Raw genomic sequence first — 17,928 nt, 5'->3', positions numbered from 1 at the left:
CCCAGTCGTAAGCCCCTGTTTCGGCTACGAGATAGAATGGGTTTCCTTGGTAAGAAATATCAAACACTACCTCTTCATCATCCTTTCCGTATTGTATTTTCATTTCAAAAGCCTTTGGATATTCCTTCCTTTCAATGCTGGAACTCCAGTTACCATACTCTATCTCTCCTCCCAATCTTTCTAAATAGTTTTTCTTATTCAGCTTACCTTTACGTTCGGGATTTTGTAAATTCACTAATGCACCGTATTTTTCAAAATTTGCTTTATATTTCTCATAGAATTGCTGCATTTTTTGAAATTCTTTTTCCATTTCAGAATCAAAATCCCATTGATGAATAGCAGTTCTCCAAAAATATCCTTCCTTGCCTAGAAACTCAAACTTATTATCGTCGGTCAGGCGGAAAGCTAACCAGTTAGGCGCGGTATATTCGTTGTGATACTCAGTGGTATTATTGCCGATATAGCCATCATAAGGCTCAAAAGGACAAATCATATATACCTTTTGCCCTGCCCACTCGGGATTGATTTCGGCTAAATCGATACTCATCAAAGGCAGAAAATGATTTTTGAGCCATTGTTGCTCTTTTACAAAAATGTCTTCTGCTTTAGGGAACGCCTGCAAATGGTCGTTCAATTCTTGGATTTCTTCTCTTGCTGTCATTGTTTTTTATATTAATTAATTTATTTTTCTTACGAATAATCGAAAGTAAATAGTATGATACGGCTTACAGGCTCATAAAGCATAATGATATAGCCACCAGAACCTACCCAGTCGTAAGCTCCTGTTTCGGCTACGAGATAAAAAGGGTTTCCTTGGTAAGAAATGTCAAATAGTACTTCATCGTCGGCCTCTCCATCTTCTATATGCATCTTAAAAGCCTTCGGATATTCCTCGTCTTCAATAGTGGAGCACCAGTTGCCATACTGAGGCTCTCCCCCTAATATCTCCAAATAGTTTTCCTTATTCAGTTTCCCATTATATTCAGGATAACGCAAATTCACCAATGTACCATATTTGGCTACATTTGCTTTACTTTTCTCATAATTATCAGCCATTTCCTGAAAGAGTTCCTCCTCTTTGGAGTCAAAATCCCAGTTGTGAATAGCGGTTCGCTCAAAATATCCTTCCTTGCCGAGGAACTCGAACTTATTATCGTCGGTTAGGCGGAAAGCCAGCCAGTTAGGTGCGGTATATTCGTTGTGATATTCGGTGGTATTATCGCCTATATACCCCTCATAAGGCTCAAATGGAGCAAGCATATACACCTTTTGTCCTGCCCAATCTGGATTGATTTCAGCTAAATCAATACGCATTAGGGGCAAAAAATGATTTTTGAGCCATTGTTGTTCTTTTACAAAAATGTCTTCTGCTTTGGGGAACGCCTGCAAATGGTCGTTCAGTTCTTGGATTTCTTCTCTTGCCATAGTATTACTCATTAGCATTTCTGTTGTTTTGTGTTACTTATTAAAAGAAAGTCTTTCATCATAATAATTTGTATTCCCTCAAAAGGGTTTAATACCAAAAATAAGAAACCTAATCCATAGATTGGTATCTATAATGACTCTTTTACTTCTTTCCTTCATAACGCTTAGCCCTTACTTTCTCTACTTCCTTTGTAATCTCCTCTAAAGAAGGCGCATTGGCTTCGCTTTTTTTACGCAAACGCGCTACCACTTGAAGAAACGGATTATTTTTCTTGTTCTTAATGGCTATCAACTGTAAGTCTGCGAGGTTTCTTAACAGTTCTTCCGCCTTTGGGTTCAGTATATCTATGGTTAAAACACTCATGGTTATATTGTTTTTTATTAGTAAAATGGTTATTTATTTTCTCTTTTAGGTGAATTGCCTGTGCGGCTTGCACTACCTCCAGCCGCCACCAAGGGCTTTGTACAAGGCAATACCGTATTGCATACGTGTAAATTGTGATTCGGCAACACTAAGTTCGGCATTGAGGCGGTTTACTTCGGCAGTGATTACCTCTAAATAATTCACCATACCGCTATCGAACAGCTGTTTGGAGTAATCGGTTGCTTCTTGATAGGCTTTCATCTCCTTGGTTTTTAGCTCGATAAACTCCGTTTGGGTAGAGAAGTTCTGCATGGCATCGGATACTTCTTTACCGGCAGAGAGTACTGCCTTTTTGAAATTGAGCAAAGCGGTTTCTTGAGCGATTTGTTGTACCTCGTATTGGGTACGAATCTGTCTTCCATTGAGGATAGGTTGTGCCAATCCTGCTACAAAATTAGCAAATATGGACTTAGCCGAAATCCACGTATCCAGTTCGGTAGAGGAAAATCCACCTCTTGCGGATAGGGTAAGTGTGGGGTAGAAAGCGGCACGGGCTACATTGGTCATCTCAAAGGCGTTGCGTAGGCTGAGTTCTGCACGTGCTACATCGGGGCGATTCTGAAGGAGCTTGGCGGCATATCCTTGCTTAAATTCGGTAGGGAATTGCTGCTCGGCAAGCGTGGTGCGCTCTATCGTATGAGGTTCTTCCCCAAGGAGCACACAAATGGTATTCTCCAAAGCCCACACGCTATTCTTGATAGAAATGAGTTGTGCCTGAGCATTGTATACCAAAGCTTCTATCTGTTTGGTAGCTACTTCGGTAGTGGAGCCCGCCTCCTTGAGGTGCTTGGTGGTCTCTAAGCTCTTTTGGCGGAAATCAATAGTTTGTTCCAACACCTTTTTCTGTTCGTCAAGCATCAAAAGTTGGTAATAAGCCGTTGCCAAGGTAGCCACTACCTCGGATTGTACTGCCTTTTGTGCCTCTACCGTAGCGAGGTAAGAAGCATAAGAAGCACGTTTTTGTGCAGAGAGCTTACCCCAGATATCGGCTTCCCACGAAGCTGAGCCTGTGAGATCCCATAGGTTGCCGTAAGTACGTTCGCCTACGCCTCCCATCGCATTGATAGAGGAGGTAGCGCGGGTATAATTCGCCTGAGCAGCAAGGGTAGGGATAAAAGCGGCTTTGCTTTGCTTGAGGTACGCCTGAGCGGAAGCCACATTCTGCATCGCTACACGTACATCAAGATTGTTAGAAAGCGCCTTATTGATATGTCCTTGGAGGGTGGCATCGGTGAAGATGTTACGCCAAGAGACATTGGCACTGCTAAGACTATCCGTAGGGATATTGTCCGTACGGAAAAGTTTTTCATTCACGACATTGGGATGCTCGAAAGTTTTGCGACCTGCACAACCGGTAAGGGTAAGGGCTACAAAAGCCGCTGCGAAACCTTTATAAATGATTCTGTTCATAAGTAAATAGTTGTTAGTGATTAGTGGTTAGTTGATAATTTAGAGGTTTATTATTTTGGTTTATTCTTTATATGTTGGTTATAGTAATCTTGGGTGTAAACAAACACATTATACATAGAAATCTGTTCTATTTCCTTAGGAATCTCATCCCAAGTGCGTATCTCATAGGTATAAAACTCTCCATTGCGCACACGCTCCTTGAATGCTTCTTCATTCGATTTTTCAACTTTTGAATCATCTAGGTAAAAACTAAAAGATAATGTATAAGGATCCACAAAATCTTTATAAATTACATCAGAATCTAATTGTACTTCATACTTTTGATGCGGTATATTCTTGATTACATAGTAATATTGTTTATTCATTTTATACCCTTTATATTCGCTTTCAGCAGAGAATTCTAATATATCAAATAGTTTTGCTTGTATAGTATAGTTTCCTTGGGCATCGGTATATACCTTTTCTCTACCATTGGAGACTATTACCCTAGGGAAAGGTTTATTTTCGTCATCAAAAACCCTTCCTGATACGGTGATTTGCGCCATAGTGGAAAGTGTAAAAAAGAATAAAAATATAGTAAGTCGGGTCATATCAAAAATATTTTATTTCTTTTTACTCTTATTCTTTATATGTTGGTTATAGTAATCTTTGGTATAGACAAGGACAGTATACCGAGAGAGCTTTTCTATAGTTTCGGGAAGTTCATCGCAAGTGCGTATCTGATAGGTATAAAACTCTCCCTTGCGCACACGCTCCTTGAATACTTCATTGTCTGTTGTGATTTTCTTATCATTAAGATAAAAGGAAATCCCATACGTACAAATTATTTCCATCTCACACTTATGCAAGGGAATCGAATAGAATATTTTATTACACTCTTGATGAGGTGTATTCTCTACCACACAGTATTCTTCATAGCCAATCTTACGCCCTTCCTCCTTGGCTTCTCCTTCGAAATAGAGAATATCAAATAGTTTTGCCTGTATAGTATAGCTTCCTTGGGAATCGGTATATACCTTTTCTCTACCATTGGAGACTATTGCCTTAGGGAAAGGTTTATTTTTCCCATCAAAAACCCTTCCTGATACGGTGATTTGCGCCATAGTGGAAAGTGTAAAAAAGAATAAAAATATAGTAAGTCGGGTCATATCAAAAATATTTTATTTCTTTTTACTCTTATTCTTTATATTCCTCATTATAGTAATCCTTGGTATAAGCTACTAATCCATATTGACCGAGATAGCCATAATGTTTAGATAACTCTTGATAATCCATTACAGAATACTTGTAAAACTGTCCACTTCTAAGTTCTTCTTTGAATGCTTCTCTATCTCTTTTTTTAACTAACTTATCATTACGTATAAAAACGATGCCACAAAGATAAGTATATTCAATACAAATACCACTATTCCTATAGATTCTGTCCATAGTATCGTTATATACTTGGTGAGGTGTGTCTTTAAACACAATATAACAGCCCTTATTGTCAAAATGGATTGTATCCCACTGTTTTGCTTCTATCTTATACATACCATTGGCATCCGTTGTTACATAATTAGCGACATAATACCCTTCGTTTGTATAAGTTATCACGTCTGTTTTTACAGTAATATTGGCAAGAGGATTCCCTTCTTTGTCAGTAACCTTGCCTGTTATAGTGATTTGCGCCATAGCCGAGAGCGTAAAAAAGAATAGAAATATAGTAAGTCTGTTCATAATTTTTATTTTTTAGTGTTTACAATGATTACGCCATACACGCCCTTTGCACCATACAAAGGAACTCCTGATTGTTCATCTATTTCTATTATTTCGTCTATTTTCTTCCGTCGTATTTTTTTAAGAAACTCTTCCTTTTTTTCTATAGGCAATCCGTCGAGAACAAACAACTTGTCGCAAGGAGTTTTCAAACTTATAGAAGGAGTAGAGGCTCTTGGGTCGCTGTTCCTGCTTTCAATAGGAGGGTGTTGTACAAAGTTATGGCTTTGCTCTTTTGCTTCTTTTACGACGAGATAACAATCCTCTATATTTTCAGGTTGTATCGCATTCCAGCGACGGGCTTCAATCGTGTAATTACCTATGCTATCGGTAAAGGTTCGAGTCCCCCTATCGTTGTTACGCACTTTGATATTAGCCAGAGGATTCCCTTCTTTGTCTGTAACTTTCCCTGAAACCACTATAAGGCGATACGTTTGATAGAATTCTCCAATTTCTCTATAATGCCGCTCTCTTCTGTTGAGCTTTCTCTCAGCAGGAATATCTATAAGAGCTTGAGCCTTGCTAAGGGCTTCTTTAGTGATGATATATAACGCTCCATATTTTGCGCTATTACCAAAGATATTTTTAGCCTCTTCTCTAAAAAACAGCAAGATTTCTGCTATCTCATCGGGTTGTAGCTTTTTAGTCTTCAAGCTCCATCTACTCAATTTCTTCCCATCGATAATACAAAGAGGGGGCTCGTTAGGAATTCTCCCTATATCCTTTATGCCTCCCTTTTGAGTTTTATCCCCTTGAGCCATTAGGGGCAGTGAAAACAATGTAAAAAATAAAAGAAACTTCATAATAACTCAAAATTCAAAACTGAAAACTCAAGACTCCTACTTATAATTCCAGTCTTCTCCGGTGAGGTCATATACCCTTTGGATACGCTTCATCAGCTCTACGAAGTCTATTTCCAAGTCTATCAGGCGTCCTGAACGAATGTCAAACACCCAGCCATGGACAATAGGGTACTGGTGATAGAGGTAACCCTCTTGTACACAGGCCATTTTTGCCACGTTGATACACTGTTCTTCCACATTGAGCTCTACCAAACGGTCGTAACGTTCCTTGGGGGAGGTGATGCTATCGAGCTCATCCTGATGTAGACGATACACATCGCGTATGGTTCTCAGCCAAGGGTTGAGTAGTCCCAAGTCCTTGGCTTGCATGGCGGCTTTCACCCCTCCGCAATCATAGTGCCCACATACGATGATATGCTTTACTTGCAGGTGCTCCACGGCATATTGGATCACCGCTGTAGAACTCATATCAAGGGTATTGACCACATTGGCAATATTGCGATGGACAAAGACATCGCCAGGGCCTAATCCCATGAGCTCCTCAGCCGTTACGCGGCTATCGGAGCAGCCAATATAGAGGAAGTCAGGGTTTTGTTCTTTGACGAGCTTTTTAAAGAAATCCTTATCTTCGTCAGTCTTCCTTTCGACCCACTGGCGATTGTTCTCAAAAATGGTTTTATAAGAATCCATGATAATTAGATAATTAGATAATTTGTCAATTTGCCAATTGACTCATTGACCAATTAGCTCATTGGCTCATTGGCTCATTAGAATATGGGTTGTATCGCATTGACGATACTATCCATAGAGACCGGTTGAGGGGTTACCTTATCACCGGTACGTACCCCATTGAGCCCTTGTACAATAATCACATCCCCTGCCTTGAGCCCGCTCTCTACCACGGCCAAGTTGTTGGCTCGGTTCTTAAGGGTCACTACGGTTTGCTTGATGGTATCGTTCACCACTTTGTAAGCAAATATCTTTCCTTGTTGCTCAAATATGGCTACTTCGGGGATTACCAAAGACTTATCAAAGGTCTGAGGAATGAGAATGGTAGCACTGTTCCCGTTGGTAAGCAAGCGATCCGGATTAGGGAAGACAGCACGGATTTGGATAGAGCCAGTGGAGGGGTCTATCTGACCGGTAACAGTTTGTAGTTTTCCCTTGTGGTTATAGGGCTGTCCGTTGGCCAAGATGAGAGAAACCTCACCGAAGTTGGCCAGTTTTTCCTTGGTAGTAGCCCCTTTGCTTTGAGAGAGGAAGGAGAGGTAGTCCTTTTCGTTCATAGAGAAGTAGGCATATACATCTTTCACATCGGAAACGGTAGTAAGTACGGTGTTATTAGCCGTTACCAAGGCACCTTCACGGTAAGAGATCGCCCCTACAACCCCACTTACAGGGGCTTTTACTACCGCAAAGCCGATATTGGCAGCAATCTCATTGTAAGCGGCTTGGGCACGCTGTAGGTTGGCCTGCGCGGTTTCGAGTTGTACCTTACTCACGATGTTTTTCTCCACGAGGGGACGAATCTTATTAACCTCTACTTGCGCTATTTCCACCTGTGCCTTAGCCGAGGCCGCGGACTGGCTGAGGGTCTGGGTTTCGAGCTGGAACATAGGTTGCCCTTGGGTTACGGCTTGTCCCTCATCGACTAATACTTGGGTGATGTAGCCAGAGATTTTGGCCTGTACGGGGCTATTGACTACCCCCTCTACATTGACAGGGAAGGCCAAATCGGAGGTGGTGCGCTGTTCCCCAACCGTAATGGTAGGCAGCTGCTTGGAGGCTGCGGCACCCATCATGGCACCAGCGGCTTGTTGGTTGCCATTCTTACACCCTATCGCAAGGAGGGCAATACTTGAAAGAATTAAAATCTTATTCATCTTTTTTAATTGTTAATGGTTAATTGTCAATTATTAATGGTTAATTGTTAAAGAACTAGAAATATATACATCTACAAAATTTGTAAAGTAACTCATTATCAACGATTTCTAATTACATCCCCCTAGCCCCCCTCAAGGGGGGAATTACAGAGTGGTATCAGGTAGAGTATTGAACAATCACACTTGAATATACTGGACGCCAGCATGATAGTTCAACTGTATCCTATTCCCCCCTTGAGGGGGGCTAGGGGGATGTAGAAAAATATATTGAATATCAATGAATTACTATATAAAGTGTATTATTTTAACTATTGATTCGCATTGTTAATGGTTAATGGACATAACCCCTTGCTAGCGCGAGCTTGCAGCTCGTGCTTATCATAAGGAAGCTTTCAGCTCCTTGTAAAAGAGCTGCAAGCTCTGCCTATAGTAGGCACGAGCTGCAAGCTCGCGCCAGCGTATGATATTTTTCATTTTTTACTTTTCACTTTTCACTAATAACTTATAAGTAGCTACCGAGGCAAGGATACACAAGGTGATCGCAAAGAGCATAGGCTTATCGGAGGCGGTGGAGAACAAGGCTAAGATCGCTCCGATGACGGCTCCGGTGGCAAAGCGCAACATTCCGATAAGCGAGTTGGCGGTACCCGCTGTACGAGGGAATAGGGCAAGCACCGCAGTATTGGCATTGCTCGAGACGACCGATACCATCCCTACATAGAAGGCCACCCCTATGGCAGCAGGCCAAAGCCCCCATTGGAAAAAGGCACAAGCGGCCAGCCATAGGCCTGCTATAAGCTGTACCCATAGCCCCATCCTAAGGATACGTTCGGTGCCCAAGCGGCTGACAAAGCGACCGGAAAGGAAGGTGGCCACCATCATCACCCCTATATTAAGGATGAAAAAATAGCCAAAATGCTGGGGTGCTACGCCATAGACCCCGGTATAGACTAAGGAGCCGGAGGTCAGGAAGCAGAACATCCCTGAATAGGAAAAGGCATTGGTAAAGATGTAGCCTAATACTCTCTTATTCGTCCCTACGGTACGATAGTTGTGCAGCACCCCCATCAGGTCGAAGGGAACTCGTTTTTCCTTTGGTAAGGATTCAGGGATACGTAACCATACCAAAAGGGCAGAGAGCAGTCCGAGGGCTGCCAAGAGATAGAAAATCGCATGCCAGTGGAACCACTCGGCTATATGACCTCCCAAAATAGGTGCTACCAAGGGCGCTATCATGGTCACGAGCATGATCATGGACATCATCTTAGAGAGGGCTTCCTTGTTGAAAAGGTCACGGAGCAAGGCGCCGGCCACTACCGCAGGAGCCGATCCGAAAAAGCCTTGTAGGAATCGCAAACCATAGAAATGATAGAGTTCTTCCACCTGGGTGAGCCACAAGGCGATGACTGCCGCTATCACCACCCCAGTAACCATCATGGACTTGCGCCCATAGCTATCCGAAAGCGGCCCCCAGAGCAATTGCCCTAAGGCAAAGCCCATGGTAAAAAGCGCCAAGGTAGGCTGGATACGCTCCTTGGAGACCTGTAAGTCCTCGGCTATTGCTCCAAAAGACGGTAGATACATATCTATCGCCAAGGGAGTCAGCATGGAGAGCAGCCCTAAGATAAGGATAAATAAGATGTCGGTGTTATAGTTCTTCACGAATTTCTTCTGGTTTTAGTTTCTTTAAAAAATCTTGGGTAAGGCTTTCTATTTGTTCTAAATAATCGAGGAATAGCCCTAAATTGCTTATTCTCTTCTCCGGAAAGAACGGTTGTATATCATTTTGCTCCTTCATATACTGCTGAAAGCGTATGGTAAAATCTTTTTCGTAACGAATTAGCCTTAGAAAACCTTCAAATCGCTTGTCGAAAGGAAAGGATTTGAAATATTTGCGGCGTTTTCCTTCCTTGATATGGTAATAGACAAGGTCTTTGTCCAACAACAGATTGATACTGGTCGATAGGGTACTCTTACTGGTATGGAGTCGCTCTAAGAGTTCCTCAAAGGTAAGGCCAGCACTACACCCCTCTATGGCCAATACCGATAGGATTTTGGCAGCCATAGGAGAAAGATGATGCATTTGGCGGAAAAGTTCGCCCATCATCTCGATTAGTGTGTCTTTCTGAATAGTCACGGGTTAATTCTCTACTTAATTTGTGGCAAAGATAGGTATTTTGGTTCTGTAATTAGCGAACTAAAAATATAAACGTTTGTTAATTGTGTTTATTTAACATTTTTTTAGCTTTATTACCGCTCTTTTAGCCCTCTTAAGGTGAGCAGCCTCACGTTAGGATAAGGAGTTCGTTTTCTTCTTCTACCTTGGGGTAGCGCTTGATGTGATATAGCTTAGAGAAGTATTGTACGAAGTCCTGATTTCTTTGTTTCTCGCTCTTTGTACGGGTGATGGTGTTGAACAAGATGCTTCCTTTTGGACTAAGTAGCGTTTTTAGCTGGGAGAAGAAGGGGGGAGTGAAGAGAAAATCGGGCATTTGGTCGTCTTGGAAGAGGTCAACGATGATTAGGCCGTACTTTACAGAGGTATTTTTTATGTAATCTTGTGCATCGCAGTGGAAAATGCGAAGGTTTTTTATCTGATCCAGCTGGAAGTGTTCGCGGCCTATTTCCAAAACGGTCTCATCTATGTCTACTCCGTGGATGTGGCCTTGATAGCCTACCTCTTCGACGAGGGTTTCCACGACACTTCCGGCGGCCAAGCCGAGTACTAATATATTTTTCTGTTTGGCGATAGCATCGAAACCTATTTGCTGGAGGCCATAGCGAAGGATACGCTGGAGGCTTCCGAAGGAATAGTCGGTATTTGGGGAGTTGAGCAAGTACTTTCCGCTTAGGAGGGTTACCGAGAGGGTACCGCTCACCTTGGAGGACTTTCTTAGCAGGGTGATGGGGAAGATGTAGCTTAGAAGGTGCTTGAACATGGCTATGGGATATCTAAGTACTTGTGCATCTGTAGAGAGATTTTCCACTGGGGGTGCTCCATGACATAATCTACCATCAGGGGGATCATTTTCTCTCGGCGGCTCCATTCTGGCTGAAGGTAGCGCAGGCAGTCGGGATGAGTCAGGGCTGCCATCTCTTCGGCAAAAAGGAAGTCATGATGGTTGTAGATAACCATCTTCAGCTCGTGGGCTCTCTGGTGGATCAGCGGCAAGGGACGCTTGTTCTTCTTGGGGGAGAGGCATATCCAATCCCACTCACCAGAAAGGGGATGTGCCCCAGAGGTCTCTATATGAGTACGAGCCCCTTGGCTTCGAAGTAGCTGGGTGAGGGGGGACAGGTTGTACATCAGTGGTTCGCCTCCGGTGATGATGATTGTCTTGGAGTGGGCAAGTGCCTTTTGGGCAATCTCCTCAATGGAGACAAGCGGGTGTGCCGCAGCATCCCAACTCTCCTTGACATCGCACCAATGACAGCCAACATCACAGCCTGCCAAGCGAATAAAATAAGCAGCAGTACCCTTGTGATAGCCCTCTCCTTGTATCGTATAGAAGGCCTCCATAAGGGGAAGCATTTCTCCGGACATATAAAGTGAATGGTGAAAAATAAAGTGAATGGTGAAAAATGAATAGTGAAAAGTACCCCTAAGCACTTAATAGCTATAGGCCTTACTTTTCACTATTCACACTTGGTTACTCATTCGTTAGCTTACGGCTGTAATCCATAGAAACAGCAGAGCGCTCGAACTTGAGCTTGCCAGAGAGGGTTTCTATCACTACAGAAGTATCGGAAAGCTCAACGATACGTCCATGTAGCCCACTTTTCATGATTACTTTGTCTCCTTTTTGAAGGGCATTGTAGAATTTCTTCTCTTGTTTTTGCCTTCTCATAGAAGGGAAAATCATGAAAGCGAACATAATCACGAACATGATGATGATAAAGAGGAAATTTCCTCCTCCTGCTTGTGAAGCAGTTTGTAGTATTATATTCATAAGACGGTGTTATTACTCTTTTACAAAGGCCTTGATAGTGAGCATCTCACTTCCTTGTTCGGTATTGGTGGTAAGGGTGACGGTCTTGGTGATGGCATCCTTACCAGAGCCATTGTACACGACTTTGATAGCACCACTTTCCCCAGGGGCGATGGCTTCTTTGGGGTATTCTGGAACGGTACAGCCACAGCTACTGGAGGCGTTGGTGATTACCAAGGGTACTTTCCCGGTATTTTTGAACTGGAAGAGGGTCTGTACCTCTACATTTTGTTTGATTTCCCCGAAGTCATGGGTCGTCTCCTCGAACTTTATCTGAGGGAATTGAGTAGCCTGCTCGGCCAATTTTTCTGCTGCTTCTAAGTTACTTTGTTGGATTCTTCCAGCAGCATCGGTGCCAGAATGGCCACAAGAGGCCACAAGTGCTACAGTTGCAAGTAAAAATATTCTTTTCATTATTAATTAAGGAATTTAGGGTTGTAGTTGTTAGGTATTAGTGGTTAGTTGTTAGGTATTAGTGGTTAGTTGTTAGGTATTAGTGATTAGTTGTTAGTGGTTAGCGATTAGTCACTAGTCACTTGTCGTTAGTCACTATAGAAGTCCACGTCCTACTTTTTTGAGGCTTCCATTTTGTTCGAAGTCCTTGGAGAGGGTATCGAGGATGCCGTTGATGAACACACTACTCTTAGGGGTGGAGTATTCTTTGGCTATTTCCACGTATTCGTTCAGGGTTACCTTCACCGGAATGCTGGGGAACTTGAGTAGTTCAGTAATCCCCATTTTGATAAGGATGGCATCGAGCAGAGCGATACGTTCGGCATCCCATTGAGGGGTTTTCTCCACTAAGTAGGCTTGGAACTTCTCATCGTTCAGTACGGCTTTTTTGAGTAGCTCTACCCCATATTCTTTGTCGGCTATATCTTTGAATAACAGGGGTACCAATTCGTTTTCTTTTGATTTGCTAAGTCCTTTGAGCACCTTTACGATAGTGGTATTCACCAGAGGGAAGTCATCCGTCCAGGTAATCTCTTGGTCGGATAGAAAGTCAAAAAGTTCCTCATTGGGGGCGATGACCTCCATATAGAGATCAGTCAAAAGCTGTCGGTCGCTCTCAAAACTTCGAGTACGCCCCTTGGCCAACTGGTAGACCTCACTCTCTAAGATGCGGTTATACAATAGGTTGACATACTCATCATGGGCATCCCAGCGGAGACTTTCTTTCTCAAGGGCATCGGCAAGGGTCTCATCACTTAGGATCAGCTGTAAGGCTTCGTTGTCTAAGAACAAGGTATGGGAGACATTCTCATCGCGAATAAACTTTTTTCGGCTGAGGTCTTCCATCTGTTGGGAGCGTTTTTTCAAGGCTATCCAAAGCCCCATAAGAGTGATATAGAGGCTATGGGTGTTGTCCATACTGGCCACTACAAAGTTTTCTCCTTTTTGTAAGTTATAGTTTTCCTCCTGATGCAGGGCATAGATTGCCTGCATTACCTTTACACGAATGTGCCTTCGAGTGAGCATAAAGAACTTTTAGTTAGTTTGAGAAATTTATCGGCAAAAATACATATTTATTTTTATATAACCGCTATATTTTTGAAAATTATTTTTAGGGAAAATAAAAAGGGGCGAAGTCTCCCTCGCCCCTTCTTTCTTTTTCAGGGAGCTATCCTCGCGCTTTGATGATGGTAATAAAGTCATCGGCAACAAGGGCAGCCCCACCTATAAGGCCACCATCCACATCGGGTTGGGCAAAGAGTGAAGCGGCATTCTTGGCGTTGCAGCTACCTCCATAGAGGAGGGTAAGGTCGTTGGCTACCGCAGCTCCATACTTGTCGGCCACGGTCTTTCGGATGAAGGCATGGATCTCTTGGGCTTGTTCAGGGGTTGCGGTTTCCCCTGTACCGATCGCCCATACGGGTTCGTAGGCAAGCACGATCTGCTTCCAAGCCTCTTGAGGGAGGTGGAAGAGTGCATTTTCTATTTGAGATTTCACAACCTCAAAGTGCTTAGCCGCCTTGCGCTCTGCCAGTTTCTCTCCTATACAGAAGATGATACGTAGGCCATGAGCAAGGGCTGTATCCACCTTTTTAGCCAGACTCTCATCGGTCTCATTGAAGTACTCACGGCGTTCGGAGTGCCCTAAAATAACGGTTTTCACCCCGATAGCCTCCAGCATAGCGGCGGATACCTCTCCGGTGAAGGCACCCTTCTCGGCAAAGTGCATGTTTTGGGCAGCCACAATGATAGGGCTACCTTGTGTCTTTTCTGCCGCTAAGGCGAGATTGACAAAAGAAGGAGCTATAATGACCTCCGCTTCTGTCTGTGGGAGTTTTTCGAGCAGACTGGCAATAAGCTGTGCAGACTGTGCTGCATCGTTGTTCATCTTCCAGTTTCCTGCAATTATTTTCTTTCTCATAAGTGTATGATTTTATTTATTTTTACTTTATTTCACCTCATGCATCAATCTCTTAAGCACCGGATTGAAAAGAATAACCAATACTCCGGCTCCGGTGGCAATACCGGCAAAGATCAGAAAGAAGCTGCTCAGTCCATAGGCCTTAGTAATGGCCACCACCTGTCCGCCTAAGGTAGCCGCTACTTTTTGAGCGATGGCTATACCTAAGTACCAGGTTCCGAACATAAAGGCAATCATTCGGTGGGGTACTAACTTGGAGACATACGAAAGCCCCACCGGAGAGATAAATAACTCACCTATGGTGTGGAAGAAGTAGATCAGAATGATGTAGGCTATTGAGACCTTCATATCCTCGCTTAATCCCCTGGCGCCATACCATACCACCAAGTAGCCCAAGGCAACAAAGAACAAGCCAAACCCATACTTGAAGGCCACCGAGGGGTTGTACTTGGACGACCATATCTTGGAGATGGATGAGGCTAAGGTAATCACAAAAAAGGAGTTCAGTACTGAAAACCAAGAGACTGCTATCTCGGAGGTCTCCTTGAGGAACTCACTTCTGATCGAATAGAGGGCAACCGCCCATATCAAAAGAAAGCATACAAAAAGGACGATATTGGTCAGAGGAATGAGTTTCCAGGTAGCTGTGGCCAGCTTCACCAGTACAAAGGAGATGATCAGCAGTGGAATGACCATCAGCAGGCCATTGATGATGTTGAATATTAAGAGCCCCTCACCACTGAGACTTCTGTCCACATAATCGCGCGCTACGATAATCAGCGAAGAGGGCGCTTGCTCGAAGGTAATAAAAAAGAAGATGATAAAGAAAGCCAGGCTCATCACGGCAAACATGCGATCACGAACCACCTTGCTATAGCGCAAGATACGGGAGACAAGTAGGTAGATAAATAGTCCTAAGCTCACCAATACAATCAGGGTCTGCCCACGCATAAGGCTATTATCCGCCCAGGCAAACATATCCAACATCCCGTTCTTGGACAAAGGGTCATTGAAGGCGTAGAGCAATCCTAAGGCAGCCACTACGAAAATGAGTAGATTGTCAATAAAGGTAAAGGGATTGCGCTTGTCCGTATCGCTTTGCAGCTGCTCAGGCGCATTCTTCTGGAGCAATCCCAAGTCGCCCATCAGAGGTTTGGCAAAAACAAACTGTAATGTACCCAAGCCCATAAAGATACCGGCCAGCCCAAAGCCCCAGCTCCAGCCCTTGGTAGCGGCTAAGTAGCCACAGAGCATCATTCCTAAGAAAGCACCGGAGTTGACCCCCATATAGAAGATGGTATAGGCACTGTCCTTTTTATCGGGGTGTTCCTTGAACATCTGTGCTAAGATGGAAGGTACGTTCGGCTTGAAAAGTCCTACCCCGATGACCAAGCAGGTCAGTCCGGCAAAGAACATCGTGGTGGAGTTTAGGAACAAGCACAACTGCCCCAAGGTCATGATAATGGACCCAACGATCACCGCACGCCTTGCCCCCAAGTACTTGTCGGCTATGATGCCTCCCAGCACGGGGGTGAGGTACAGCAACATCGCATAAGTACCATAGAGAGAGGCCGCTTGTTCGGAAGTCCAGCCCCAGCCTCCCTTGGGATCTCCTAAGAGGATTTCTGCGGTGAGGAATTGCACCAAGAGTACCCGCATCCCATAGAAGGAAAAGCGCTCCCACATCTCGGTGAAAAATAAGAAAAATAGCCCCGAGGGCTGTCCTAAGACCTTAGTGTCGAAGTAATGTGCTTTCTGTGCTGCCATATAGCTAATGTTAATGAGTTGATTCGCTGACGAGCTAAATTAGCTACAAAGATACTCTCTTTTTTTTAATAAGCCTAATTCTTTTACAAAATTTTTCATTTTCTTCTTTAAAATCGTATTTTTGCAGCTGTTTTTTACGATCTACTGATGAAGATTTATTTATTGATAGGCAGCACTTTGCTGTCTCTGTTGCTACAGGCACAGGAGCGGAACCATCCGGTGAAGGATACCCTTTCTCTACTTTTTGTGGGCGACATTATGGGGCATACCCCTCAGATCCACTCGGCTTATGACAGGCAAACCGGTCGCTATAATTATCGCCCAGTCTTCGAGCGCATAGCTCCAGCTTTCCGAGCGCATGACTTTGTGGTGGCCAACTTGGAGGTGACCCTTGGGGGCAAGCCCTATACAGGCTATCCTACCTTCTCCTCGCCTAAGGAATTGGCAGCAGACTGCCTTCAGAGTGGTATCAATGTGATGGTAACAGCCAATAACCATTCTTGTGACCGAGGCTATAAGGGAATTACCCAAACTCTCTATCAGCTCGACTCGCTCGGTATCCGCCATACTGGTACCTTCTACGACCTGATGGATCGGGCAAGGCGAAACTTACTTGTCTTAGAGAAAGAACAGCTCCGAGTGGGCATACTTAACTATACCTATGGTACCAATGGGCTGCCTATCCCCAATCCTACCCAGGTAAATCTGCTGGATACCCTCCAGATAAAGCGAGACCTGCTTAGTGCCCATAGCCAAAAGCTGGATAAGCTCATCGCAGTGGTGCATTGGGGAGTAGAATATGCCACGACCCCTAATCAAAAACAAAAGGAGATGGCCGACTTCCTCTTCCGCCATGGGGTTGACTACATTATTGGAGGGCACCCTCATGTACTACAGCCTATGGAGCTTCGAGGGCAAGACCCCTATCGCCAGCAATTTGTCCTCTACTCCTTGGGCAACTTCATTTCTAACCAGCGCAAGCGACATACCGACGGAGGGCTTATGCTTAGCCTCACCTTAGTCAAGGAAGGCGAGCGAACCCGCCTGCTGCCTCCTCAATACACCCTCACCTGGGTACACCTCTATGAAAAAGAAGGGAAAAAGCATTATAAAATACGTCCCTGCACGCCCGAAGAAGAAAACGACCCAGCTATGTCGGCCAAGGATCTTAAACAGATGAAAATATTTGTCGAAGACTCCCGGAAACTCTTCAAAACACATAACAAAGGAACCATAATAGAAAAGAAATGACCTCAATCAACTGCAAAGGAAATTTGATTACCTTTGATACCCCCAAAGTAATGGGAATCCTCAACATCACTCCCGATTCCTTCTACGCTCATAGCCGTACCACCCCTACCGAAGTACTCCGTAGAGCGGAGCAAATGCTTCAAGAGGGCGCTACTTTTATCGATATAGGAGGCTATAGCTCCCGACCCAATGCCCAGGAGGTATCCCAAGCTGAGGAGCTACAGCGCGTGGTGCCCATCGTGGAGGCATTGGTTCGGCACTTTCCTGATATATATATATCGGTAGATACCTTTCGCAGTCAGGTAGCGAGAGAGAGCCTTGAGGCTGGTGCAGCTATGATCAACGATATCTCTGCCGGTGCTATAGACCCCGCTATTTGGGAAGTGGTCGCTTGCTATCAGGTGCCATATATAGCCATGCACATGCGTGGCACCCCACAGACCATGCAGCTTGATACCCACTACAACCACCTCACCCAAGATATCCTATACTACTTCTCTCAGGTGAAGGATAAGGCAAGGCAGCTAAAAATCAACGATTTGATTGTAGATCCAGGCTTTGGCTTCTCCAAGACCCTTGGCCAGAACTATGAGCTGATGCAGCAGCTGGATCGCTTTGAGGCTTTGGAGTGCCCCGTCTTAGTAGGAATATCCCGCAAGTCTATGCTATACAAGCTCTTAGAAACCACCCCCGAAGAAGCGCTCAATGGGACTACGGTACTGAATACCTTTGCCCTACTCCATGGGGCAGACATCCTGCGCGTGCATGATGTAAAGCAAGCGATAGAATGTGTTAAAATAGTGGAGGCACTTAAAGGGAAATAGAAAAGAGGCGGCACCGCAGGTGC

The 17,928-nt window shown here is 44.2% G+C and carries 21 protein-coding genes; 2 read left to right on the top strand and 19 right to left on the bottom strand.

Annotation, left to right across the window (positions count from 1 at the left end):
• From HMPREF1551_RS08320 to HMPREF1551_RS08230, 19 genes are all read right to left on the bottom strand, one after another.
• On the bottom strand, window positions 1-661 hold a 661-nt coding region (locus HMPREF1551_RS08320; RefSeq protein ID WP_021628658.1), incomplete at its 3' end, for a hypothetical protein.
• Window positions 662-690: 29 nt separating this feature from the next.
• Window positions 691-1,425, bottom strand: coding sequence for a hypothetical protein (locus tag HMPREF1551_RS08315; protein ID WP_034544559.1), 735 nt, complete (start codon window positions 1,423-1,425; stop codon window positions 691-693).
• Window positions 1,426-1,567: 142 nt separating this feature from the next.
• Window positions 1,568-1,789 carry a hypothetical protein gene (locus HMPREF1551_RS08310; RefSeq protein ID WP_021628656.1) on the bottom strand — a complete coding sequence of 74 codons (222 nt, stop codon included), beginning with the start codon at window positions 1,787-1,789 and terminating at the stop codon, window positions 1,568-1,570.
• A 72-nt stretch (window positions 1,790-1,861) separates the two neighbouring features.
• Window positions 1,862-3,259: an efflux transporter outer membrane subunit gene (locus tag HMPREF1551_RS08305; protein WP_021628655.1), complete on the bottom strand. Its 1,398-nt coding sequence runs from the start codon at window positions 3,257-3,259 to the stop codon at window positions 1,862-1,864.
• A gap of 50 nt (window positions 3,260-3,309) precedes the next feature.
• Window positions 3,310-3,849 (bottom strand): carboxypeptidase-like regulatory domain-containing protein, encoded by a 540-nt coding sequence (locus HMPREF1551_RS08300; protein WP_034544544.1) that lies wholly within the window; start codon window positions 3,847-3,849, stop codon window positions 3,310-3,312.
• A gap of 12 nt (window positions 3,850-3,861) precedes the next feature.
• Complete coding sequence (locus HMPREF1551_RS08295; protein WP_034544543.1) at window positions 3,862-4,407, bottom strand: carboxypeptidase-like regulatory domain-containing protein; 546 nt, start codon at window positions 4,405-4,407, stop codon at window positions 3,862-3,864.
• A gap of 28 nt (window positions 4,408-4,435) precedes the next feature.
• Window positions 4,436-4,975 carry a hypothetical protein gene (locus HMPREF1551_RS08290; protein WP_021628652.1) on the bottom strand — a complete coding sequence of 180 codons (540 nt, stop codon included), beginning with the start codon at window positions 4,973-4,975 and terminating at the stop codon, window positions 4,436-4,438.
• A 5-nt stretch (window positions 4,976-4,980) separates the two neighbouring features.
• Window positions 4,981-5,817: a carboxypeptidase-like regulatory domain-containing protein gene (locus HMPREF1551_RS08285; RefSeq protein WP_021628651.1), complete on the bottom strand. Its 837-nt coding sequence runs from the start codon at window positions 5,815-5,817 to the stop codon at window positions 4,981-4,983.
• A 36-nt stretch (window positions 5,818-5,853) separates the two neighbouring features.
• Complete coding sequence (locus HMPREF1551_RS08280; RefSeq protein ID WP_021628650.1) at window positions 5,854-6,507, bottom strand: carbonic anhydrase; 654 nt, start codon at window positions 6,505-6,507, stop codon at window positions 5,854-5,856.
• A 77-nt stretch (window positions 6,508-6,584) separates the two neighbouring features.
• Window positions 6,585-7,700, bottom strand: a complete 1,116-nt coding sequence (locus tag HMPREF1551_RS08275) for an efflux RND transporter periplasmic adaptor subunit (protein WP_021628649.1) — start codon at window positions 7,698-7,700, stop codon at window positions 6,585-6,587.
• A gap of 477 nt (window positions 7,701-8,177) precedes the next feature.
• A complete protein-coding gene (locus tag HMPREF1551_RS08270; RefSeq protein WP_021628648.1) occupies window positions 8,178-9,362 on the bottom strand; it encodes a Bcr/CflA family multidrug efflux MFS transporter in 1,185 nt (394 codons plus the stop codon).
• Window positions 9,349-9,807, bottom strand: a complete 459-nt coding sequence (locus HMPREF1551_RS08265; RefSeq protein ID WP_034544558.1) for a MarR family transcriptional regulator — start codon at window positions 9,805-9,807, stop codon at window positions 9,349-9,351. The genes HMPREF1551_RS08270 and HMPREF1551_RS08265 overlap by 14 nt, the downstream gene beginning before the upstream one ends.
• Window positions 9,808-9,985: 178 nt before the next feature.
• Complete coding sequence (locus HMPREF1551_RS08260) at window positions 9,986-10,747, bottom strand: spermidine synthase (protein ID WP_231374971.1); 762 nt, start codon at window positions 10,745-10,747, stop codon at window positions 9,986-9,988.
• A complete protein-coding gene (locus HMPREF1551_RS08255) occupies window positions 10,642-11,244 on the bottom strand; it encodes a 7-carboxy-7-deazaguanine synthase QueE (protein WP_021628645.1) in 603 nt (200 codons plus the stop codon). Before HMPREF1551_RS08255 ends, HMPREF1551_RS08260 begins: the two co-directional genes overlap by 106 nt.
• Window positions 11,245-11,350: 106 nt before the next feature.
• Complete coding sequence (gene yajC / locus HMPREF1551_RS08250; RefSeq protein WP_021628644.1) at window positions 11,351-11,650, bottom strand: preprotein translocase subunit YajC; 300 nt, start codon at window positions 11,648-11,650, stop codon at window positions 11,351-11,353.
• Window positions 11,651-11,662: 12 nt separating this feature from the next.
• A complete protein-coding gene (locus tag HMPREF1551_RS08245; RefSeq protein ID WP_021628643.1) occupies window positions 11,663-12,103 on the bottom strand; it encodes a DUF1573 domain-containing protein in 441 nt (146 codons plus the stop codon).
• 135 nt (window positions 12,104-12,238) lie between these two features.
• Window positions 12,239-13,168: a transcription antitermination protein NusB gene (locus tag HMPREF1551_RS08240; RefSeq protein WP_021628642.1), complete on the bottom strand. Its 930-nt coding sequence runs from the start codon at window positions 13,166-13,168 to the stop codon at window positions 12,239-12,241.
• Window positions 13,169-13,310: 142 nt separating this feature from the next.
• On the bottom strand, window positions 13,311-14,063 hold the full coding sequence (gene tpiA, locus HMPREF1551_RS08235) for a triose-phosphate isomerase (protein WP_021628640.1): 753 nt from the start codon (window positions 14,061-14,063) through the stop codon (window positions 13,311-13,313).
• A gap of 27 nt (window positions 14,064-14,090) precedes the next feature.
• Window positions 14,091-15,830: a peptide MFS transporter gene (locus HMPREF1551_RS08230; protein ID WP_021628639.1), complete on the bottom strand. Its 1,740-nt coding sequence runs from the start codon at window positions 15,828-15,830 to the stop codon at window positions 14,091-14,093.
• A 147-nt stretch (window positions 15,831-15,977) separates the two neighbouring features.
• Here HMPREF1551_RS08230 and HMPREF1551_RS08225 point away from each other — a divergent pair, with 147 nt between their 5' ends.
• On the top strand, window positions 15,978-17,081 hold the full coding sequence (locus HMPREF1551_RS08225) for a CapA family protein (protein ID WP_021628638.1): 1,104 nt from the start codon (window positions 15,978-15,980) through the stop codon (window positions 17,079-17,081).
• A complete protein-coding gene (gene folP, locus HMPREF1551_RS08220; RefSeq protein WP_021628637.1) occupies window positions 17,078-17,905 on the top strand; it encodes a dihydropteroate synthase in 828 nt (275 codons plus the stop codon). Before HMPREF1551_RS08225 ends, folP begins: the two co-directional genes overlap by 4 nt.
• The last annotated feature ends 23 nt before the right edge of the window (window positions 17,906-17,928 follow it).

The organism is Capnocytophaga sp. oral taxon 863 str. F0517 (genome assembly GCF_000466425.1).
Classification (GTDB): Bacteria; Bacteroidota; Bacteroidia; order Flavobacteriales; family Flavobacteriaceae; genus Capnocytophaga.
This window is presented reverse-complemented; position numbering and strand designations above follow the sequence as displayed.

Coding starts and splice junctions, on each gene's coding strand:
- HMPREF1551_RS08285 (WP_021628651.1), bottom strand. CDS start 5,817: ATGAAGTTTCTTTTATTTTTTACATTGTTTTCACTGCCCCTAATGGCT.
- HMPREF1551_RS08275 (WP_021628649.1), bottom strand. CDS start 7,700: ATGAATAAGATTTTAATTCTTTCAAGTATTGCCCTCCTTGCGATAGGG.
- HMPREF1551_RS08260 (WP_231374971.1), bottom strand. CDS start 10,747: ATGGAGCCGCCGAGAGAAAATGATCCCCCTGATGGTAGATTATGTCAT.
- yajC (WP_021628644.1), bottom strand. CDS start 11,650: ATGAATATAATACTACAAACTGCTTCACAAGCAGGAGGAGGAAATTTC.
- tpiA (WP_021628640.1), bottom strand. CDS start 14,063: ATGAGAAAGAAAATAATTGCAGGAAACTGGAAGATGAACAACGATGCA.
- folP (WP_021628637.1), top strand. CDS start 17,078: ATGACCTCAATCAACTGCAAAGGAAATTTGATTACCTTTGATACCCCC.
- HMPREF1551_RS08290 (WP_021628652.1), bottom strand. CDS start 4,975: ATGAACAGACTTACTATATTTCTATTCTTTTTTACGCTCTCGGCTATG.
- HMPREF1551_RS08300 (WP_034544544.1), bottom strand. CDS start 3,849: ATGACCCGACTTACTATATTTTTATTCTTTTTTACACTTTCCACTATG.
- HMPREF1551_RS08230 (WP_021628639.1), bottom strand. CDS start 15,830: ATGGCAGCACAGAAAGCACATTACTTCGACACTAAGGTCTTAGGACAG.
- HMPREF1551_RS08310 (WP_021628656.1), bottom strand. CDS start 1,789: ATGAGTGTTTTAACCATAGATATACTGAACCCAAAGGCGGAAGAACTG.
- HMPREF1551_RS08305 (WP_021628655.1), bottom strand. CDS start 3,259: ATGAACAGAATCATTTATAAAGGTTTCGCAGCGGCTTTTGTAGCCCTT.
- HMPREF1551_RS08225 (WP_021628638.1), top strand. CDS start 15,978: ATGAAGATTTATTTATTGATAGGCAGCACTTTGCTGTCTCTGTTGCTA.
- HMPREF1551_RS08265 (WP_034544558.1), bottom strand. CDS start 9,807: ATGATGGGCGAACTTTTCCGCCAAATGCATCATCTTTCTCCTATGGCT.
- HMPREF1551_RS08315 (WP_034544559.1), bottom strand. CDS start 1,425: ATGGCAAGAGAAGAAATCCAAGAACTGAACGACCATTTGCAGGCGTTC.
- HMPREF1551_RS08295 (WP_034544543.1), bottom strand. CDS start 4,407: ATGACCCGACTTACTATATTTTTATTCTTTTTTACACTTTCCACTATG.
- HMPREF1551_RS08280 (WP_021628650.1), bottom strand. CDS start 6,507: ATGGATTCTTATAAAACCATTTTTGAGAACAATCGCCAGTGGGTCGAA.
- HMPREF1551_RS08245 (WP_021628643.1), bottom strand. CDS start 12,103: ATGAAAAGAATATTTTTACTTGCAACTGTAGCACTTGTGGCCTCTTGT.
- HMPREF1551_RS08255 (WP_021628645.1), bottom strand. CDS start 11,244: ATGTCCGGAGAAATGCTTCCCCTTATGGAGGCCTTCTATACGATACAA.
- HMPREF1551_RS08240 (WP_021628642.1), bottom strand. CDS start 13,168: ATGCTCACTCGAAGGCACATTCGTGTAAAGGTAATGCAGGCAATCTAT.